The organism is Arthrobacter sp. V1I7 (genome assembly GCF_030817015.1).
GTDB lineage: Bacteria > Actinomycetota > Actinomycetes > Actinomycetales > Micrococcaceae > Arthrobacter.
Map to the genome: position 1 here is coordinate 1,519,161 of NZ_JAUSYS010000001.1, position 16,294 is coordinate 1,535,454.

General features: G+C 67.5%; 19 protein-coding genes and 1 riboswitch. Of the genes, 17 read left to right on the forward strand and 2 right to left on the reverse strand.

The window, feature by feature from the left end; translation table 11 throughout:
• Positions 1 to 64: 64 nt before the first annotated feature.
• Positions 65 to 817, forward strand: coding sequence for an alpha/beta fold hydrolase (locus QFZ69_RS07085; protein ID WP_306916672.1), 753 nt, complete (start codon positions 65 to 67; stop codon positions 815 to 817).
• On the opposite strand, the gene thiC is transcribed toward QFZ69_RS07085, so the two are convergent.
• On the reverse strand, positions 814 to 2,673 hold the full coding sequence (gene thiC / locus QFZ69_RS07090) for a phosphomethylpyrimidine synthase ThiC (protein WP_373461817.1): 1,860 nt from the start codon (positions 2,671 to 2,673) through the stop codon (positions 814 to 816). The genes QFZ69_RS07085 and thiC overlap by 4 nt on opposite strands.
• A riboswitch (TPP riboswitch) is annotated at positions 2,668 to 2,775 on the reverse strand. It overlaps the preceding gene by 6 nt.
• Positions 2,776 to 2,882: 107 nt before the next feature.
• Here thiC and QFZ69_RS07095 point away from each other — a divergent pair.
• The 12 genes from QFZ69_RS07095 to QFZ69_RS07150 all read left to right on the forward strand — a co-directional run bounded on the left by QFZ69_RS07095 (position 2,883) and on the right by QFZ69_RS07150 (position 11,493).
• Positions 2,883 to 4,010: an amidohydrolase family protein gene (locus tag QFZ69_RS07095; protein ID WP_306916674.1), complete on the forward strand. Its 1,128-nt coding sequence runs from the start codon at positions 2,883 to 2,885 to the stop codon at positions 4,008 to 4,010.
• A gap of 69 nt (positions 4,011 to 4,079) precedes the next feature.
• Positions 4,080 to 4,955: a VOC family protein gene (locus tag QFZ69_RS07100; protein WP_306916677.1), complete on the forward strand. Its 876-nt coding sequence runs from the start codon at positions 4,080 to 4,082 to the stop codon at positions 4,953 to 4,955.
• Positions 4,956 to 5,122: 167 nt separating this feature from the next.
• Positions 5,123 to 5,560, forward strand: coding sequence for a hypothetical protein (locus QFZ69_RS07105; RefSeq protein WP_306916678.1), 438 nt, complete (start codon positions 5,123 to 5,125; stop codon positions 5,558 to 5,560).
• A 242-nt stretch (positions 5,561 to 5,802) separates the two neighbouring features.
• A complete protein-coding gene (rpsP, locus tag QFZ69_RS07110; protein ID WP_306916680.1) occupies positions 5,803 to 6,213 on the forward strand; it encodes a 30S ribosomal protein S16 in 411 nt (136 codons plus the stop codon).
• 1 nt (position 6,214) lies between these two features.
• Positions 6,215 to 6,457 carry an RNA-binding protein gene (locus QFZ69_RS07115; RefSeq protein WP_306916681.1) on the forward strand — a complete coding sequence of 81 codons (243 nt, stop codon included), beginning with the start codon at positions 6,215 to 6,217 and terminating at the stop codon, positions 6,455 to 6,457.
• Positions 6,458 to 6,576: 119 nt separating this feature from the next.
• Entirely contained in the window at positions 6,577 to 7,107 is a 531-nt protein-coding gene (gene rimM, locus QFZ69_RS07120) for a ribosome maturation factor RimM (protein ID WP_306916683.1), read from the forward strand.
• Complete coding sequence (gene trmD / locus QFZ69_RS07125; protein WP_306916684.1) at positions 7,108 to 7,953, forward strand: tRNA (guanosine(37)-N1)-methyltransferase TrmD; 846 nt, start codon at positions 7,108 to 7,110, stop codon at positions 7,951 to 7,953.
• 251 nt (positions 7,954 to 8,204) lie between these two features.
• Entirely contained in the window at positions 8,205 to 8,564 is a 360-nt protein-coding gene (rplS, locus tag QFZ69_RS07130; protein ID WP_306916687.1) for a 50S ribosomal protein L19, read from the forward strand.
• 110 nt (positions 8,565 to 8,674) lie between these two features.
• On the forward strand, positions 8,675 to 9,352 hold the full coding sequence (gene lepB, locus QFZ69_RS07135) for a signal peptidase I (RefSeq protein ID WP_306916688.1): 678 nt from the start codon (positions 8,675 to 8,677) through the stop codon (positions 9,350 to 9,352).
• A 90-nt stretch (positions 9,353 to 9,442) separates the two neighbouring features.
• Positions 9,443 to 10,366, forward strand: a complete 924-nt coding sequence (gene lepB / locus QFZ69_RS07140; RefSeq protein WP_306916689.1) for a signal peptidase I — start codon at positions 9,443 to 9,445, stop codon at positions 10,364 to 10,366.
• Between the two features lie 23 nt (positions 10,367 to 10,389).
• A complete protein-coding gene (locus tag QFZ69_RS07145; protein WP_306916690.1) occupies positions 10,390 to 11,055 on the forward strand; it encodes a ribonuclease HII in 666 nt (221 codons plus the stop codon).
• Positions 11,056 to 11,166: 111 nt separating this feature from the next.
• Positions 11,167 to 11,493, forward strand: coding sequence for a DUF2469 domain-containing protein (locus tag QFZ69_RS07150; protein ID WP_306909738.1), 327 nt, complete (start codon positions 11,167 to 11,169; stop codon positions 11,491 to 11,493).
• A gap of 12 nt (positions 11,494 to 11,505) precedes the next feature.
• On the opposite strand, the gene QFZ69_RS07155 is transcribed toward QFZ69_RS07150, so the two are convergent.
• Positions 11,506 to 11,733: a hypothetical protein gene (locus QFZ69_RS07155; protein ID WP_306916692.1), complete on the reverse strand. Its 228-nt coding sequence runs from the start codon at positions 11,731 to 11,733 to the stop codon at positions 11,506 to 11,508.
• Between the two features lie 324 nt (positions 11,734 to 12,057).
• Here QFZ69_RS07155 and QFZ69_RS07160 point away from each other — a divergent pair, with 324 nt between their 5' ends.
• The 4 genes from QFZ69_RS07160 (at position 12,058) to QFZ69_RS07175 (ending at position 16,260) form a co-directional block, all read left to right on the forward strand.
• A complete protein-coding gene (locus QFZ69_RS07160) occupies positions 12,058 to 12,414 on the forward strand; it encodes a YraN family protein (RefSeq protein WP_306916694.1) in 357 nt (118 codons plus the stop codon).
• A complete protein-coding gene (locus QFZ69_RS07165; protein WP_306916696.1) occupies positions 12,415 to 13,962 on the forward strand; it encodes a YifB family Mg chelatase-like AAA ATPase in 1,548 nt (515 codons plus the stop codon).
• A gap of 84 nt (positions 13,963 to 14,046) precedes the next feature.
• Positions 14,047 to 15,234 carry a DNA-processing protein DprA gene (dprA, locus tag QFZ69_RS07170; RefSeq protein WP_306916698.1) on the forward strand — a complete coding sequence of 396 codons (1,188 nt, stop codon included), beginning with the start codon at positions 14,047 to 14,049 and terminating at the stop codon, positions 15,232 to 15,234.
• Between the two features lie 99 nt (positions 15,235 to 15,333).
• On the forward strand, positions 15,334 to 16,260 hold the full coding sequence (locus tag QFZ69_RS07175) for a tyrosine recombinase XerC (RefSeq protein WP_306916699.1): 927 nt from the start codon (positions 15,334 to 15,336) through the stop codon (positions 16,258 to 16,260).
• Positions 16,261 to 16,294 lie beyond the last annotated feature (34 nt).

Below are 16,294 nucleotides of genomic sequence, written 5' to 3' on the forward strand. Positions count from 1 at the left end.
ACCCGAAGGGTCCTGCCGCTATGTCGCCCGCGTTATTGACGGGCCGGTGCCATAGGGTTGGATCATGTTCAAGCAGCGCGTAGTTTTCGTCCATGGGGCCGGCAGCTTCGGCGCCGCGGCGTGGCCGAAGCAGCACGGGATGGCGCTGGGCTATGACGCGTTGTTCCTGCGCCGGCATGGGTTTGACGCAGTCGCCGATCCGCTGGAATCAGACTTTGCGGCCGACGCCGCCATCGTGCTGGGCGCCCTCGCCGACGAGGGCCGCGGCGAGGCCGGGGGACATGTCGTGGCCCACTCCCAGGGTGCCATCGCGGCCATGATGGCAGCAGTCGAGCGGCCGGAGCTGGTGCAGTCTCTCACCCTCGTGGAGCCGGCCTGCCTCTCGCTCACTGCCGAACTCCCGGCGACGGCCGCGCACCGGGCCCTGATGCAGCCGCTTTTCGACGTCCGGCAGCACCTGGGCGACGACGATTTCCAGGCGGAATATATCCGCCGGGCCTTTGCCGTGTCGGGCCCGGCCGACAGCCCCGGTGCGCCCACAAGCCCGATGCTGGAACAGCGCGAGGCCAGACGGCTGAGGCTGCAGGCACCGCCATGGGAAGCGCCCCTGCAGATCGTCCCCGGCGTGCCCACCCTGGTCCTGACCGGCGGCTGGGAGCCGCTCTATGAAGAAATCGCCGGCTACCTTCGCGAGACCGGCGCCCTGCACCGCATTGCTGCGGGCGGGCACCGGCCCCAGGATTCCCGGGAGGGCGACCGGTCCCTCCGGGCCTTCATCGCCGACGTCGGCCGGCGCCGGCACGCCCAGGCCTCCTAGGAAGCAGGCTGGGGGGCTCCCTGGCCGGCACGCTGCAGGGCGTCTGCGGGCGCGCCGACGGAGGGCTCCGGCAGGTAGACCTTGCCGCCCGAGGCAAGGAATTCGGTGCTCTTGGCCCGCATCCCGGCCGCCAGCGAAGCCAGCGCCGCCTGCGAGTCCGCTGAACCGTATTCGTCCCGGATGTCCTGGCTGATCCGCATGGAACAGAACTTGGGCCCGCACATGGAGCAGAAATGCGCCGTCTTGGCCGGTTCCGCGGGCAGCGTCTCGTCGTGGAACGATTCCGCCGTCACCGGGTCGAGCGACAGCGCGAACTGGTCCCGCCAGCGGAATTCGAAGCGGGCCTTGGACAGGGCATCGTCGCGTTCATGCGCGCCGGGGTGGCCCTTGGCGAGGTCTGCGGCATGGGCGGCGATCTTGTAGGTGATCACGCCGGTCTTCACATCGTCCTTGTTCGGCAGGCCCAGGTGTTCCTTGGGTGTGACGTAGCAGAGCATCGCGGTGCCGTAGCGCGCAATCTCGGTGGCGCCGATCGCCGAGGTGATGTGGTCATAGCCGGGGGCAATGTCGGTGACCAGCGGCCCAAGCGTGTAGAAGGGCGCGCCCTTGCAGAGTTCCTGCTGCCGCTCCACATTTTCCCGGACCAGGTGGAACGGCACATGCCCCGGGCCCTCCACCATGACCTGAACATCGAACTCCCAGGCCCGCTGCGTGAGCTCGGCCAGGGTGTCCAGCTCGGCGAACTGCGCCGCGTCGTTGGCATCCGCCGTCGCGCCGGGCCGCAGCCCGTCACCCAGCGAGAACGCGACGTCGTACTTGGCGAAGATTTCGCAGAGCTCGTCAAAGTGCGTGTACAGGAAGTTTTCCTCGTGGTGGGCCAGGCACCAGCCCGCCATGATGGCGCCGCCGCGGGACACGATCCCGGTGACCCGGTTGGCGGTCAGCGGCACATAGCGCAGCAGCACGCCGGCATGGACGGTCATGTAGTCCACACCCTGCTCGCACTGCTCGATCACCGTGTCCCGGTAGATCTCCCAGGTCAGGTCGTTGGCCTCGCCGTTGACCTTCTCCAGCGCCTGGTAGATCGGCACGGTCCCGATCGGCACGGGAGAGTTGCGGATGATCCATTCCCGGGTGGTGTGGATGTCATCCCCGGTGGAAAGGTCCATTACCGTGTCCGCGCCCCACTGGGCGGCCCATTGCAGCTTGTCGACTTCCTCTGCGATGGAGCTGGTGACCGCCGAGTTGCCGATGTTGGCGTTGATCTTCACCAGGAAGGCCTTGCCGATGATCATGGGCTCGGATTCGGGGTGGTTGATGTTGTTGGGGATGATGGCCCGGCCGGCGGCCACTTCGCTGCGGACCAGCTCCACATCGCAGTTCTCCCGCACAGCCACGAACCGCATCTCCGGCGTGATGACGCCCTGGCGGGCGTAGTGCATCTGGGTGACGGTTTTGCCGTCGACGGCGCGGCGCGGCACCGGCTGTGCGCCCTTCCACTCGGCGGACGCGGCTCCGCGGCGCACGGCGGACCTGCCGTCGTCAAGGAGGTTCCGTTCCCGGCCGCTGTACGGTTCCGTGTCGTTCCTTGCCGCGATCCACGGCGCGCGGAACGGCTCCAGACCGATCACCGGATCGCTTCCGGGGCCTGCCGTCCGGTATACCGTGAACGGCGGATTCTTAACCCCGCCGGGGGAGTCCTCCAGCGCAATTTCGGTCACCGGAACCCGGATGCCGTGTTCCTCGTCCGTGGCGAACGCCAAGGAATGGGACTTCAGCGATTGAGTTGGAGCTTCGGACGGGTCCTGGACAATCGGGTCTTGAAGAGGGCTGTGCTGTGCAGATTGCGTATTCACGGAATACTCACTTCCTTCGCCGGCATTACCCGGACAGGTTCAACGGTCGCAGGCCGCGTCAGCCCGATCTCAGCCCCTGCAGGGGCACCCGTGTGGTCGTAGACGAAGCTACCACAGGCCTCGGGGCTGGCCCTGTCACAAGCGCCGTCGAGACTGCCGTCGGGGCGCCCCGCGGGCGGCCGGATGGCCGGGCGGATTAAGCTGTACGCATGAGCAGCATCATCGAGTTCAGCGGCCCCATCCTCACCGGACCGGACCGGGAACACCGCGGCCTCTGGTCCGTCGACGGGCTCCTGACCTTCGAGCCTCCGGCCGCCGCGCCGGACCTCGTGCTGGACGGCTGGGTCATCCCCGGACTGGTCGACGCGCACTGCCACATCGGCCTCGGCCCCGGCGGAGACGTCCCGGACGGGGTGGCGGAGGCGCAGGCGCGCACCGACCGCGACGCCGGCACGCTGCTCGTGCGGGACGCCGGCGCCGTGCACGACACCCGCTGGCTGCAGCGCCGAGCCGACATGCCGCGGATCATCCGCTCCGGCCGGCACGTCGCGAGGACCCGTCGCTACCTCCGGGGCTTCGCCGTCGAAGTGGAGCCGGAGGACCTGGTCGAGGCCGTACGGAAGCAGGCCCGCGCCGGCGACGGCTGGGTCAAGCTCGTGGGGGACTGGATCGACCGCGACGCCGGTGACCTCACCCCCGGCTTTCCGGTCCGCGTGCTCAAGGACGCCGTCCAGGCCGCCCACGACGAGGGCGCCCGGGTCACGGCGCACTGCTTCGCCGAAGACACCCTGGACGACATGCTCGACGCCGGAATCGACTGCATCGAGCACGCCACCGGCCTGCTCCCGCGGCACCTGCCGCGTTTCGTGGAGCAGGGCGTTCCGATCGTGCCCACCCTGATCAACATCGCAACCTTCCCGGGCATCGCCGCGCAGGCCGAGGCGAAGTTCCCGAGATACGCCGCGCACATGCGCTCGCTCTGGGAACGCCGCAGCGAACGGGTCCTGGAAGCCTACGAGGCCGGCGTGAGCATCTACACCGGCACCGATGCGGGCAGCGTCATCAAGCACGGGCGGATCGTGGACGAAGTCCAGGCGCTGCACCACGCCGGGCTCCCGGCCCGCGCCGCCCTCGATGCCGGCGCCTGGGCCGCCCGCGACTGGCTGGGGGCGGACGCGATCAGCGAGGGCGCCAGCGCGGACGTCCTCGTCTGCGCCGACGATCCACGGGCGACCCTGGGCACGCTCCGGCAGCTCAGCCAGATTGTGCTCCGTGGGGAAGTGATCCGCGGGGAAACGATCGGCCGGGCATCGGCTCGGCCATTAGGAATAAATTGAAGCTTCAAGTAATTTAGTCTATGCGAGGTCATCGAAGGTCGGTGGCCGCTGAAGCACCGGAGTGATCAAATGACTGCAGAAGCCAGCACGCAGGACCTTCTTCCCGCCGAACTCACCATGGGCACCGTGATGCTCAAGGTCGGCGACATGAAGCTCATGACGGACTACTACCAGCGCGCCCTCGGCCTCGACATCGTGGCCGAGCAGGACGGCGGGCTCTACCTTGGCCGGCGGCAGAAGCCGCTGGTCCACCTCGCCCCGGCGCCCGGGCTCACCATCCCTTCCCGCGGCGAGGCAGGCCTCTTCCACACCGCCCTCCTGTTCGATGACCAGACATCCCTGGCCGCCACCGTCGCCAGCGCTGCCCAGTATGAGCCGCGGTCCTTTACCGGCAGTGCCGACCACCTCGTCAGCGAGGCCTTCTACTTCAACGACCCCGAGGGCAACGGTATTGAGCTGTACTGGGACCGTCCCCGCGAGGCGTGGTCCTGGGAGGGGAAAAATGTTGTGATGGACAGCCTGGCCCTCCCGCCGCAGCGCTACCTCGAACAGTTCCTCACCGAAGAATCCGTGACCGGGCAGCGCGAGGCCGAGGCCGGCGTCGGGCACGTCCACCTGCAGGTGGGTGACGTGCAGTCCGCGCAGGAGTTCTACGTCGGGACCCTCGGCTTCGAAAAGACTGCAGGCTGGCACGGCCAGGCACTCTTCGTCTCTGCCGGTGGCTACCACCACCACATGGCGATGAACGTGTGGAACAGCCGGGGCGCCGGCCCGCGCCGGGACACGCTGGGACTCGGGGAGGTGCTGATCGAAGTACCCTCGGGCGACGACGTCGGAGCCCTCGCCGACCGTCTGAAGACCGCCGGCGTGCAGTCGCACCACACCGGAGCCGAACTGCGCTTCGAGGACCCGTGGCGCAACCGGATCCGCGTCGCCGTCCGCTGAGCATGTCCAACGCTCGCAGCCGGGAATGGACATAGCGGCAATATGTCCATTGGTCGCGGTCAGGGGAGGGCATGTCCGGTCGGAGCGCCGGCCGCGCTAGAGCAGCTAGGCTGAAGCGACGTCGAAAACAGCGGACCAGCGCCGCCGAACACATAAGGACGAGCTCCATGGGATTCACCGAAGTCTTTGTCTCTACGCACGATGAAGCCCTCAAGCGCTCCGCGGCCCTCGGCGGCGGGGCGGCCGCGGCTCCCGGGGCCGTCCGGATTCCGGATATCAGCGACTTCGAAGTCGAGCGACTCGGCGACCTGGCCGGTACCGCTGTCCACGCCTCCGGCGCCGACTACGAGCTCGCCATGGTGGATGTCGCCAGCGACTCGCTGCTCGGCGTTCCGCCGGCGATGGTCCGTGCCCTTGCCGAGCTGCTCAGCTACGAGACCGAAGGCGACGGCAATGTCCTGGACGACGTCGCCGAACGCTGGGCCGCCGAGGAGGACATGCCGTTCGGTGCGGACCAGGCCAGGCGCTATGTCCGGCAGCTCGCCGAACTGGCCGCCGGCGTCGACCCCGCCACCCGGTCCGGACTGTACGTCTGGACCTCCTGAGGCCTGGAACCGGGCCCGTCTAGGGCGACGGTTGGCAGGCGGCCTGCCCGCGGATTTGTCCGCAGGCAGAGCGTCAAGTCGAAATCCCGGCGTTGATCTGGCACAATGAACAGGTACTCGATCTGCGTGGCCCCTCTCTCCGCGTCCGGATCTTGTCCTTTTAGAACCCCCTAGTACGGCCCGCCCCACGGGTGCAGAACGCCGGGCTCGACCCCGTTTCAGAAACAGGAGTGACCACAAAAGTGGCCGTAAAGATTCGCCTTAAGCGCTTCGGCAAGATGCGCGCACCGTACTACCGCATCGTCGTCATGGACGCACGCTCCAAGCGTGATGGCCGTGCCATCGAAGAGATCGGCAAGTACCACCCGACCGAAGAGCCCTCGTACATCGAGGTCGACACGGACCGTGCCCAGTACTGGCTCGGCGTCGGCGCACAGCCGTCCGAGCAGGTTGCCGCGATCCTCAAGATCACCGGTGACTGGCAGAAGTACAAGGGTCTCCCCGGCCAGGAGGGCACCTTGAAGACCAAGGCTCCCAAGGCTGCCTTCGTTACCCCGGAAAAGGGTTCCGTGATCATCCCGGAAGCCATCACCAAGAAGGCCAAGAAGGACGACGCAGCCGACGCCGCAGCAGAGACCACCGAGGCTGAGTAACTTGCTGGCAGAAGCGCTCGAACACCTGGTCCGGGGGATCGTTGACAGTCCTGAGGATGTCAAGGTCAGTGCCAAGAACAACCGCCGCGGGGACACCCTCGAAGTGCGCGTTCATCAGGACGACCTCGGACGGGTGATCGGCCGCCAGGGCCGCACGGCACGCGCTTTGCGTACCGTCATTGGGGCGCTGGCGGACGGCGAGCCGGTCAGGGTCGACGTCGTCGACACCGACCGCCGCCGGTAACGCTTTCAGCAATACTTGTCTTTTAGTCCGGCCCCTTCACCAGATAATGGTGGAGGGGCCGGACTGCTTTTCCCCCAACAACATCCGCCAGCAACCCCAATCCCGGAACAGAGGACCAGATGCAGCTTCAGGTGGCACGAATCGGTAAACCCCATGGCATCCGCGGTGAAGTGACCGTCCAGGTCCTGACCGACGCGCCCGGCGACCGCTTCGTTCCGGGCACCCAGTTTGTGGTGGATCCCGCCTCGGCCGGTCCGCTGACCGTGGAGAGCGCCCGCTGGAACAAGGACATCCTGCTGCTCGCCTTCGAGGAGATCGAGACCCGCAACGAAGCGGAGACCCTTCGCGGGGCCAGGCTCTTCATCGAGACCGAGGAACTCGAAGACGACGACGATGACGAGGGCTGGTACGAGCACGAGCTCGTCGGCCTGGACGTCCGCGTCGGCGACACGATCGTCGGCAAGGTCTCAGCACTGCACACCCTCCCGGTCCAGGACCTCATCGTGGTCACCTCGAACGAGGGCAAGGAGATCCTGGTCCCCTTCGTGGAGCAGATCGTTCCCGAGGTCAACGTGGGCGAAGGCTTTATCCTCGTCACCCCGCCGGCGGGTCTCTTCGAGGTCAACGCCGCTCCCGAAGACAACGCCTAAATGAGAATCGACGTCGTCAGCATCTTCCCGGAGTACCTGGCACCGCTGGAACTCTCGCTGATCGGGAAGGCACGCCAGGACGGGCTGCTGCAGCTGAACGTCCACGACCTGCGCGACTTCACCACGGACCGGCACCGGACCGTTGACGACACGCCCTATGGCGGCGGCGCAGGCATGGTCATGAAGCCGGAACCCTGGGCGCAGGCCCTGGCTGCCGTGGCGGCCACCAGGACTGCCGAGGCCGCCGGGTCCGGGCCGGAGTCCGGGCCCGGGGCCGTGGGCAAACCCGTCCTCATCGTCCCGTCCCCGGCCGGGGAGCGCTTCACCCAGGCCACAGCCCATGAACTGGCGGAGGAAGAGCAGCTGGTGTTCGCCTGCGGGCGCTACGAAGGCATCGACGAACGCGTGATGGAATGGGCGGCCGGCCACTTCACCGTGCGCCCCATGAGCCTGGGGGACTACGTCCTCAACGGCGGCGAGGTGGCCGTACTGGCCATGGTGGAGGCCATCGGGCGCTTGCTGCCCGGCGTCGTCGGCAACCCCGATTCGCTCGTGGAGGAATCCCACTCGGACGGGCTGCTGGAATACCCCGTCTACACCAAGCCCTCCAGCTGGCGGGACCGCGACGTTCCGGCGGTGCTGCTGAGCGGCAACCACGGCAAAATCGCTCAATGGCGCCGGCACGAGCAGTACCGGCGCACCGCCGAACGCCGCCCGGACCTCCTCGCGGAGTTCGACGCCGGCAAGCTGCCGCGCGCGGACCGAACGGCCTTCGCTGACCTCGGCTACGACGTCGTCGACGGGCGCCTCCGGCGCCGCCCCGAGGCCGGAGCCGGGCAGAACTAGCCACGGGCTGACAGCCGGGGCTCAGGGATTGGCTCGAACGCCCCGGGTGTGGCAAAATTAGTCCTTGTGCCTGCTGGGTACGAACCTGCCACAGGGGGATCGTTATCAACAGCCTGGCACCCCGGTCCTGTCAATTCCTGACGGAGCCGGACTGAAAACTTTCGGCGGGAATTTCCGGGCCGCATTTGCACCCGGGCTTGGCCGCCGTGACCCAACGTGAATGACCTGTGGCGTTCGCCAGGAGTGGATCAATGCATATCCTCGATTCCGTAGATGCAGCCTCGCTGCGCACCGATGTTCCGACGTTCCGCGCGGGTGACACCCTCAAGGTTCACGTGAACATCATCGAAGGCAAGAACTCCCGTGTCCAGGTATTCCAGGGCTTCGTCCTGGGCCGCCACGGCGATGGCCTCCGCGAAACCTTCACCGTCCGCAAGGTCTCCTTCGGCGTCGGCGTAGAGCGTACCTTCCCGGTGCACTCCCCGATCATCGAGAAGATCGAGCTCGTCTCCAAGGGTGACGTGCGCCGCGCCAAGCTGTACTACATGCGCAATCTGCGTGGCAAGGCCGCAAAGATCAAGGAAAAGCGCGACTTCCAGACCGCAAAGTAAGTCTTCCACCACAGGCTTCCACCGCGGGTCCACGGACCGTATCCGGCTAGTCGCCGGAGCATCCGCAACAGCGCCGTTCAATTCAGAAAAGCGTTATGAGGATACGGATCATGGACCAGACAAAACGCCAGCCCAGGAAACTTGGCTGGCGTTTTGCGTTGCTGGCGCTGGCCCTGGCCGTCGTGATCAGCGGCGTGATCCGTTCGCTGTGGCTGGACGTGTACTTCATTCCCTCCGCCTCGATGGAGCCGCTGTTCCGCGAGGGAGACAGGATCGTGGTGTCCCGGACAGGGCTCCAGGCCGAGCCGATCCGGCGCGGTGACGTCGTCGTCTTCGACGGGCGCGGCTCCTTCGCCCCGCTCAACAGCGGCAGGGGCCCGGTCCTCGACGTCCTTGCCGCGGCCGGGCACTGGCTCGGCCTGGCCGGCAGTGACAGCACCTACGTCAAACGCGTCATCGGGCTTCCCGGCGACGAGGTCATGTGTTGCGACCCGTCCGGCCGGCTTACTGTCAACGGCCAGCCCGTGGCGGAACCATATCTGTATCCGGGCGACGCCCCCAGCGAGCAGCGGTTCGGCGCGACCGTACCGGCCGGACGGCTGTGGCTGATGGGCGACCACCGCTCCATGTCGGCCGATTCGCGGAGCCTGCTGGGCGCTCCCGGCGGGGGAATGGTACCGCTGGACCGGGTAGTCGGCCGGCCGGTACAGATCATCTGGCCTCTTGATAGATTTACAGCAGTAGGACGGCCCGCCGCGGCCGCGGACACAACAACGAACGGACAGTAGATGCCGGAAACCGGATCCCGGATTCCCGAGCCGCGGGGGCAGGACCAGCCCCGGGTCACCTCCTCAGCGATTCCCACAACGGAGGCGCCCATGAGTCCTGAATACCAGGTTGACCCTGAGGCCGAAGTGGCGCCGCAGCACCCCACGGCCGCGCTGCCGCGTGCCCAGATCGCGTTGCCGCCTGCTCAGGTCGCATCGCCGGCCGAGCAGGCCGAGCCTGCCCAGCAGGCGGGCGTGGCTTCGTCCGTCCCCGTGTCCACCCAGCGTCCCGCCGCCTCCGGGCCGTCGCACGCCGGTCCCCAGTCCAAGCGGGCCAGGAGGGCAAAGGCGAAGGAAGGCCGAAGCCAGCTCTTCCTGTGGTTCAAGGAAATCGCCACCGTGGTGGTCGTCGCCATCGTGCTGTCCTTCCTGATCAAGACATTCCTTTTTCGGGCGTTCTACATCCCGTCCGAATCCATGGTCAACACGCTGGACGTGAACGATCGCATTTTTGTGAACCTCCTCGTCCCGGAGCCGTTCGCCCTCCAGCGGGGCGACGTCGTGGTTTTCAAGGACACCAAGGGCTGGCTGGCCCCCGCGGAGGAAAGGGCGGACGGGCCCTTCACCTCGGTGCAGGACGGGCTGACCTTCGTCGGCCTGCTGCCGGACAACTCCGAGCAACACCTGGTCAAACGGGTCATCGGGCTGCCCGGAGACCGCGTTGTTTGTTGCGACGCGGGAAGCCAGCTCGCGGTCAACGGCACCCCTCTAACCGAGAATTACATCAACGCCGCCGAAGCGCCGACGGTGCGGGAGTTTGACGTCGTCGTTCCGGACGGCAAGGTCTGGGTCATGGGAGACAACCGGAACCACTCCGCCGACTCGCGCGCCCACATGGACAGCAGCGGAGGCTTCGTGGATGTGGCAGATATCGAGGGTAAGGCGGCCGTCATTGCCTGGCCACTGAACCGCATCACGTCCCTGGATAACTACCCGGACGTCTTCCGGAACGTTCCCGCGCCGTCGGGCAAATAATGGCTGGCAGGTAATCACTCACCATGTCTGAAGCACCTACCCTCGACTACGAACGCCGGTTCCGTGGCTCCGGCGCCCGGCTCCTCGCCGGCATCGACGAGGTGGGCCGCGGTGCCCTGGCCGGGCCGGTGAGCGTGGGGATCGCGGTCGTGGACCTTTCCGAGCTGAAGCTGCTGGCGGATGTGCGGGACAGCAAGCTGCTCAAGGTGGCGGACCGGGAACGCCTGGTGCCGCTCGTCCGAAGCTGGAGCGTGGCGTCCGCCGTCGGGCATGCCTCGGCCAACGAGATCGACGCGCTTGGAATTATCGGAGCGCTTCGGCTCGCCGGGAACCGGGCCTGGCTGGCCGTGCTGGCCGCCGGTGTGACCCCCGACGTCGTGCTGCTCGACGGCAGCCACAACTGGCTCTCCCCGGTGGCCCAGCCTTCCCTGTTCGACGATGGCCCGGCGGAGGCCGGTTGCGACGCGCCGGTGCACACCCTCGTCAAAGCCGACATGCAATGCCTCAGCGTCGCCGCGGCCAGCATCCTTGCCAAGGTGGAACGTGACGGCCAGATGCGCCAGCTGCACTCGGAGTATCCCGCGTTCGGCTGGGACGAGAACAAGGGCTATGGCACCGCCGCCCACAAGGACGCGCTCCGCGCCGCCGGTCCCACGCCGTACCACCGGGTCAGCTGGCAGCTCCTCTAGCTTCTCCGGGTCAGCTGGCAGCTCCTCTAGCTTCTCCGGGTCCGGGCTCTCCAATGACGGCTACGGACCGCCGTGGCGCAAGCCGGGTGCCGGATGGTGCAAGATGGAACCATGAGTGCCGAGGACCTTGAAAACTATGAAACCGACATGGAGCTCCAGCTCTACCGCGAATACCGCGACGTCGTCGGGTTGTTCAGCTACGTGGTCGAGACCGAACGGCGTTTCTATCTGGCCAACCACGTGGATCTGCAGGCCCGCAGCGCCGACGGTGAGGTCTACTTCGACCTGACTCTGCAGGACGCCTGGGTGTGGGATGTCTACCGCTCGGCCCGTTTCGTCAAGAGTGTCCGGGTCATCACCTTTAAAGACGTAAACGTCGAGGAACTCCCGCGCAGCGAGGAGCTGGCCCTGCCGAAGGTCGATGACCTGGGAAACTGATTCCCCGATGGGTCAGGCTGACCGTTCGAGCTCCTGGATGAACCCGCCCAGCTTCGAGTGCAGCTCCTTCAAGCCAGCGATGGTCGTGCTGAGCATGGCAGAATCCTGGTCCTTGGTGATGTCCCGGAACCTCAGGATCATCTCTGGTCGTTCCTCTTCGTCCGGGATGTAGCTCACCTCGATGAAGATGGTGTCGATTCGGTCAGGAAAGCCGCCGAGGGCCCAGAACTGCGCGGCCAAGGAAGCTGTTGCGGGATTACCGGGCGGGCCGGCGGCTCCTCCTTGTGAGAGTAAAGGCAACGCAGGGTCAGGCACTCGGCAGCGGCGTCATTGTGCTCGTCGCACCACGGCTGACACGTTGAATTAGATGGCATGTTGGTCCCCTTCAGAGTCGTACACCCGGTCCCCGGATCGGCAACCTGTGCGGCTGTCATGGAAAGTCTAGAGACGGGCTACGACAGTGAGCTGACGTGCTTCCCCCGGCAGCCCGCCCTCGATCAGGAGTTTCCCACATAGCCCAATGGGCCCCTGTGCCGGATCCGGATGCCGCCGCACGCTGGTCCTATGAGAGCAAAAGACCTGCTGGGCCGGCGCGGCGAGGAACTCGCGGCCGAATATCTTGAAGCCCAGGGCATGCGGATCGTGGACCGCAACTGGCGTTGTCCCGAGGGCGAGATCGACATCGTCGCGCTGGACGGCGACGCGCTCGTCATCGCGGAGGTGAAGACCCGAAGATCCGTCGCCTACGGCCATCCCTTCGAAGCCGTCGGCGTGGACAAACTAGCCCGGCTGCATCGGCTGGCCTCGGCCTGGTGCCGCGACCATGAGCTGCGGATGCCGTTGCGCAGGATAGATGTCGTTGCCGTGCTCGACGACGGCATCGGCAACCCGGCAGTGGAACACCTCAAAGGGGTGGGGTAGGTGGCGCTCGGCCGGTCCTATTCGGTGGCCCTCGTGGGACTCAACGGCTACATCGTCGAAGTCGAGGCCGACATCGGCCAGACCCTGCCCGCGTTCATCATTTTGGGCCTGCCGGACGCGTCGCTCAATGAGGCCAAGGAACGGATCCGCTCTGCGGCCCAGAACTCCGGAATTCCGCTGAGCCGCCGGAAAATCACGGCCAACCTCATCCCGGCATCGCTGCCGAAGCGAGGTTCCGGGTTCGACCTGGCCATCGCCATGGCCGCGCTGCTGGCTTCCAATGATGTCCGCTCCACGGGGCGGACCGTCTTCATTGCCGAGCTGGGCCTGGACGGGAGGCTGCGGCCGGTCCGGGGTGTTTTGCCCGCGGTCATGGCCGCTGTCCGGGCGGGATTCCCGGATGTCGTCGTGGCGAAATCCAACGCCGCGGAAGCGGAACTCGTCCCTGGCGCCCGGGTGCAGGGTTACTCGACGCTGGCCCGACTGGCGTTCGACTTCGGCGCGGACCCCCAGGATCTGGTCCTGGGCTTCGAACCTGATCCTGAGGACGATGACGGGGAAACCGGCCCGGACGGTACTCCAGCCATGCCGCCGGACATGCGTGACGTGTCGGGGCAGTCGGAGGCCCGCCGGGCCCTGGAGGTCGCCGCGGCAGGCGCCCACCATCTCTTGTTGACGGGACCGCCAGGGGCGGGGAAAACGATGCTGGCCGAGCGTCTGCCGGGACTCCTCCCCGACCTCGGGGACACGGAAGCGATGGAAGTCACCGCCATCCACTCCCTCTGCGCACTTACGTCCGCGTCCGTCCGGCTGCTGCGGCGGCCACCGTACGAGAACCCGCACCACACCGCCACATCGGCCGCGATCATCGGCGGCGGGTCAGGGCTGCCCCGTCCCGGGGCCGCGTCCCGGGCCCACCGCGGCGTGTTGTTCCTCGACGAGGCACCTGAATATGAACGCCGGGTGCTCGATGCGCTCCGGCAGCCGCTGGAGAGCGGGGAGCTGGTGATCCACCGGTCCGCGGGCACGGCGGCGTATCCTGCCCGTTTCCAGCTGGTACTGGCTGCCAACCCCTGTCCGTGCGGCAAGGCGTCCGGCAAGGGCGTGGACTGCACCTGCACCCCCACCATGCGGCGGCGCTATCTGTCTCGCATGTCGGGTCCGCTGCTGGACCGGGTGGACATCCAGCTTGAAGTCGAGCGGGTCTCTTTGGCCGACTTCGGTCAGCCGGGATCAGAGGAGGACACCGCGACGATCGCGGCGCGGGTCGCGGCGGCGAGGAAGTGCCAGCTGGGGAGGCTGATGCCCTTCGGACTCGAGACCAACGCCCAGGTCCCCGGCAGACTGCTCAGGGGCGCCTTCCGGCTCGGGCCCCCGACCACGCGGATCCTGGACCATGCCTTGGAGCGTGGCGTACTCACGGCCCGCGGCTACGACCGCGTGCTCCGTCTCGCCTGGACACTTGCTGACCTGGCCGGGCGGGATCTTCCCGGAGCCGACGACATCGGTCAGGCTCTCAGCCTTCGACAGGCAGCTGCGCCCGCCTAGCGGGAAGGGCGGTTTCCAAAAACTTCCGCCATCTCCGGGCCCGCCCCGGGCACCGGAGCACTGAACAGCGTTGGAAAGGACACCATGATCGAGGCCGAGCGGACAGCCAGGGCGGCATTGTCCCGGCTGTTCGAGCCGCAGGACGCCGCCGGCCTGGCGCTGGTGCAGGTTGCCGGGGCGGAGGACGCGCTGCGCATCGCCACGGGGGAACTGACCGTGGGTCCGGACTTTGAGCAGGATATGTCCCGCGTGCTGACGGACAACAGCTCCGGCAGCGGCTGGACAGGACTGGCAACCGCCCGGATGCGCTGGGCCCCCCGCGTTCCTGACCTGGCGCCGGCCCGGGACCTGGCCACGATGGAACGGCTGGGCGGACGCATGATCATCCCTTCGGACGAACTCTGGCCCCGACAGCTCGCGGACCTCGGCTTGCAGGAACCGATCTGCCTCTGGTGGCGCGGGGTCGAGCAGCCACTGCCACCAGCCGCCAAATCCATTGCCCTGGTGGGTTCGCGGGACAGCACCTCCTATGGATCGTCCGTCACCGGAGACCTCGCCTATTCACTGGCGCAGCGGGGCTTCACGATCATCTCGGGAGGCGCCTACGGCATCGACGCCCACGCCCACCGGGCTGCCCTGGCCGGAAGCAGCGGCGGCGTTCCCACTATCGCCGTGATGGCCGGGGGAGTAGACCGGTTCTATCCGTCCGGAAACGAGGACCTGCTGCGGGCCGTGGCAAACCAGGGTGCGGTTCTCGCCGAGGTCCCGCCCGGTTCGGCGCCCACCCGGTACAGGTTTCTGCAGCGGAACAGGCTCATCGCGGCACTGGCATCCGTCACTGTCGTGGTCGAAGCCCGGTGGAGATCCGGTGCCCTCAACACGGCCCACCACGCCGAAACCCTCGGCCGGGCCGTCGGCGCCGTGCCCGGATCGGTGCACAGCGCCAATTCGGCAGGGTGCCACCGGCTGCTCCGGGAAGGCGGAGCCGTTTGTGTCACTGACGCGGCGGAGATCGCAGAGCTCGCGTCCCCGAGCGGGGAATCGCTCCCGGAAACCAGGACGGGCAGGGCTGAAGTCCAGGACGGCCTGACGCTGGAGGACCTGATTCTCCTGGACGCCCTTCCCCTGCGGACCACCAGCACGGTCGAGAAGCTCGCGACGGTGGCGGGGCTGAGTACAGGCTCGGTCCGTGCCGGGCTCGGCCGGCTCGGGCTGTTGGGCCTTGCCGAGTCACTTCGCGGCGGCTGGAAACGGTCACGGAAGGCCGGGTGACAGGATGCCACACGGCGCCGCATCTGCCGGCGGTCGGGCGCACCCGCGGCTCGCCGTTGGGTTCCTTGATTGCCCGGCGAATCCTGCGAGAGTAGGAGCGTGTCATCAAAGGAACTCCCGGCCGCGCTGGCCACCGCTGCTGAGGGCTTCGCCCGCTATCTGCAGGCCGAACGCGGCCGTTCGGCCCACACCGTGCGCGCCTACTTGTCCGACGTCGGAAGCCTGCTGGGCTATGCCGCATCGGAGGGCGTGCAGGATCTCACCGGGCTGGAGCTCGGCACCCTGCGGCGTTGGCTCGGTGCCCAGAGTGAAGCGGGCATGTCCCGCGCCACGCTGGGCCGGCGCTCCGCCACGGCCAGGGCCTTCACCGCATGGGCGGTCCGTGACGAACGGATCGAGTCTGACCCGGCGCTCCGGCTGAAAGCCCCCAAGCGGGAGAAGTCGCTGCCCGGCGTACTTCACCAGGCACAGGTGCTTCGGCTCGTGGAAGGGGCGGAATCCGCCGCCGTCGAGGGCGGTCCTATGCCCTTGCGCGCCCGGGCCATGGTCGAACTGTTGTACGCCACCGGTGTCCGGGTGGGCGAGCTGGCCGGTTTGGACGTCGATGACCTCGACCCCGACCGTCGGACCCTGCGCGTGCTCGGCAAGGGCAACAAGGAGCGCACCGTGCCCTACGGCCTCCCGGCGGCCCTCGCGGTAGACGACTGGCTCCGCCGTGGCCGGACCGCCCTCGCCACTGCGGCGTCGGGGCCGGCCTTGTTCCTCGGTGCGCGCGGCAACCGGGTGGACCAGCGTCAGGTCCGCAGCGTCGTCCACGATCTCCTGGAAGCCCTCGGAGACACGTCCGCGACCGGGCCGCACGCCCTCCGCCACTCGGCCGCCACGCACCTGCTCGACGGCGGCGCAGATCTCCGGGCGGTGCAGGAGATCCTGGGCCACAGCAGTCTCGCCACTACCCAGATCTATACGCATGTCTCGGTCGACCGGCTTCGAAAGAGCTATCTGCAGGCCCATCCGCGGGCCTAGAGACCGGTGGCCGGGACAACCGCACAGGCAGCCA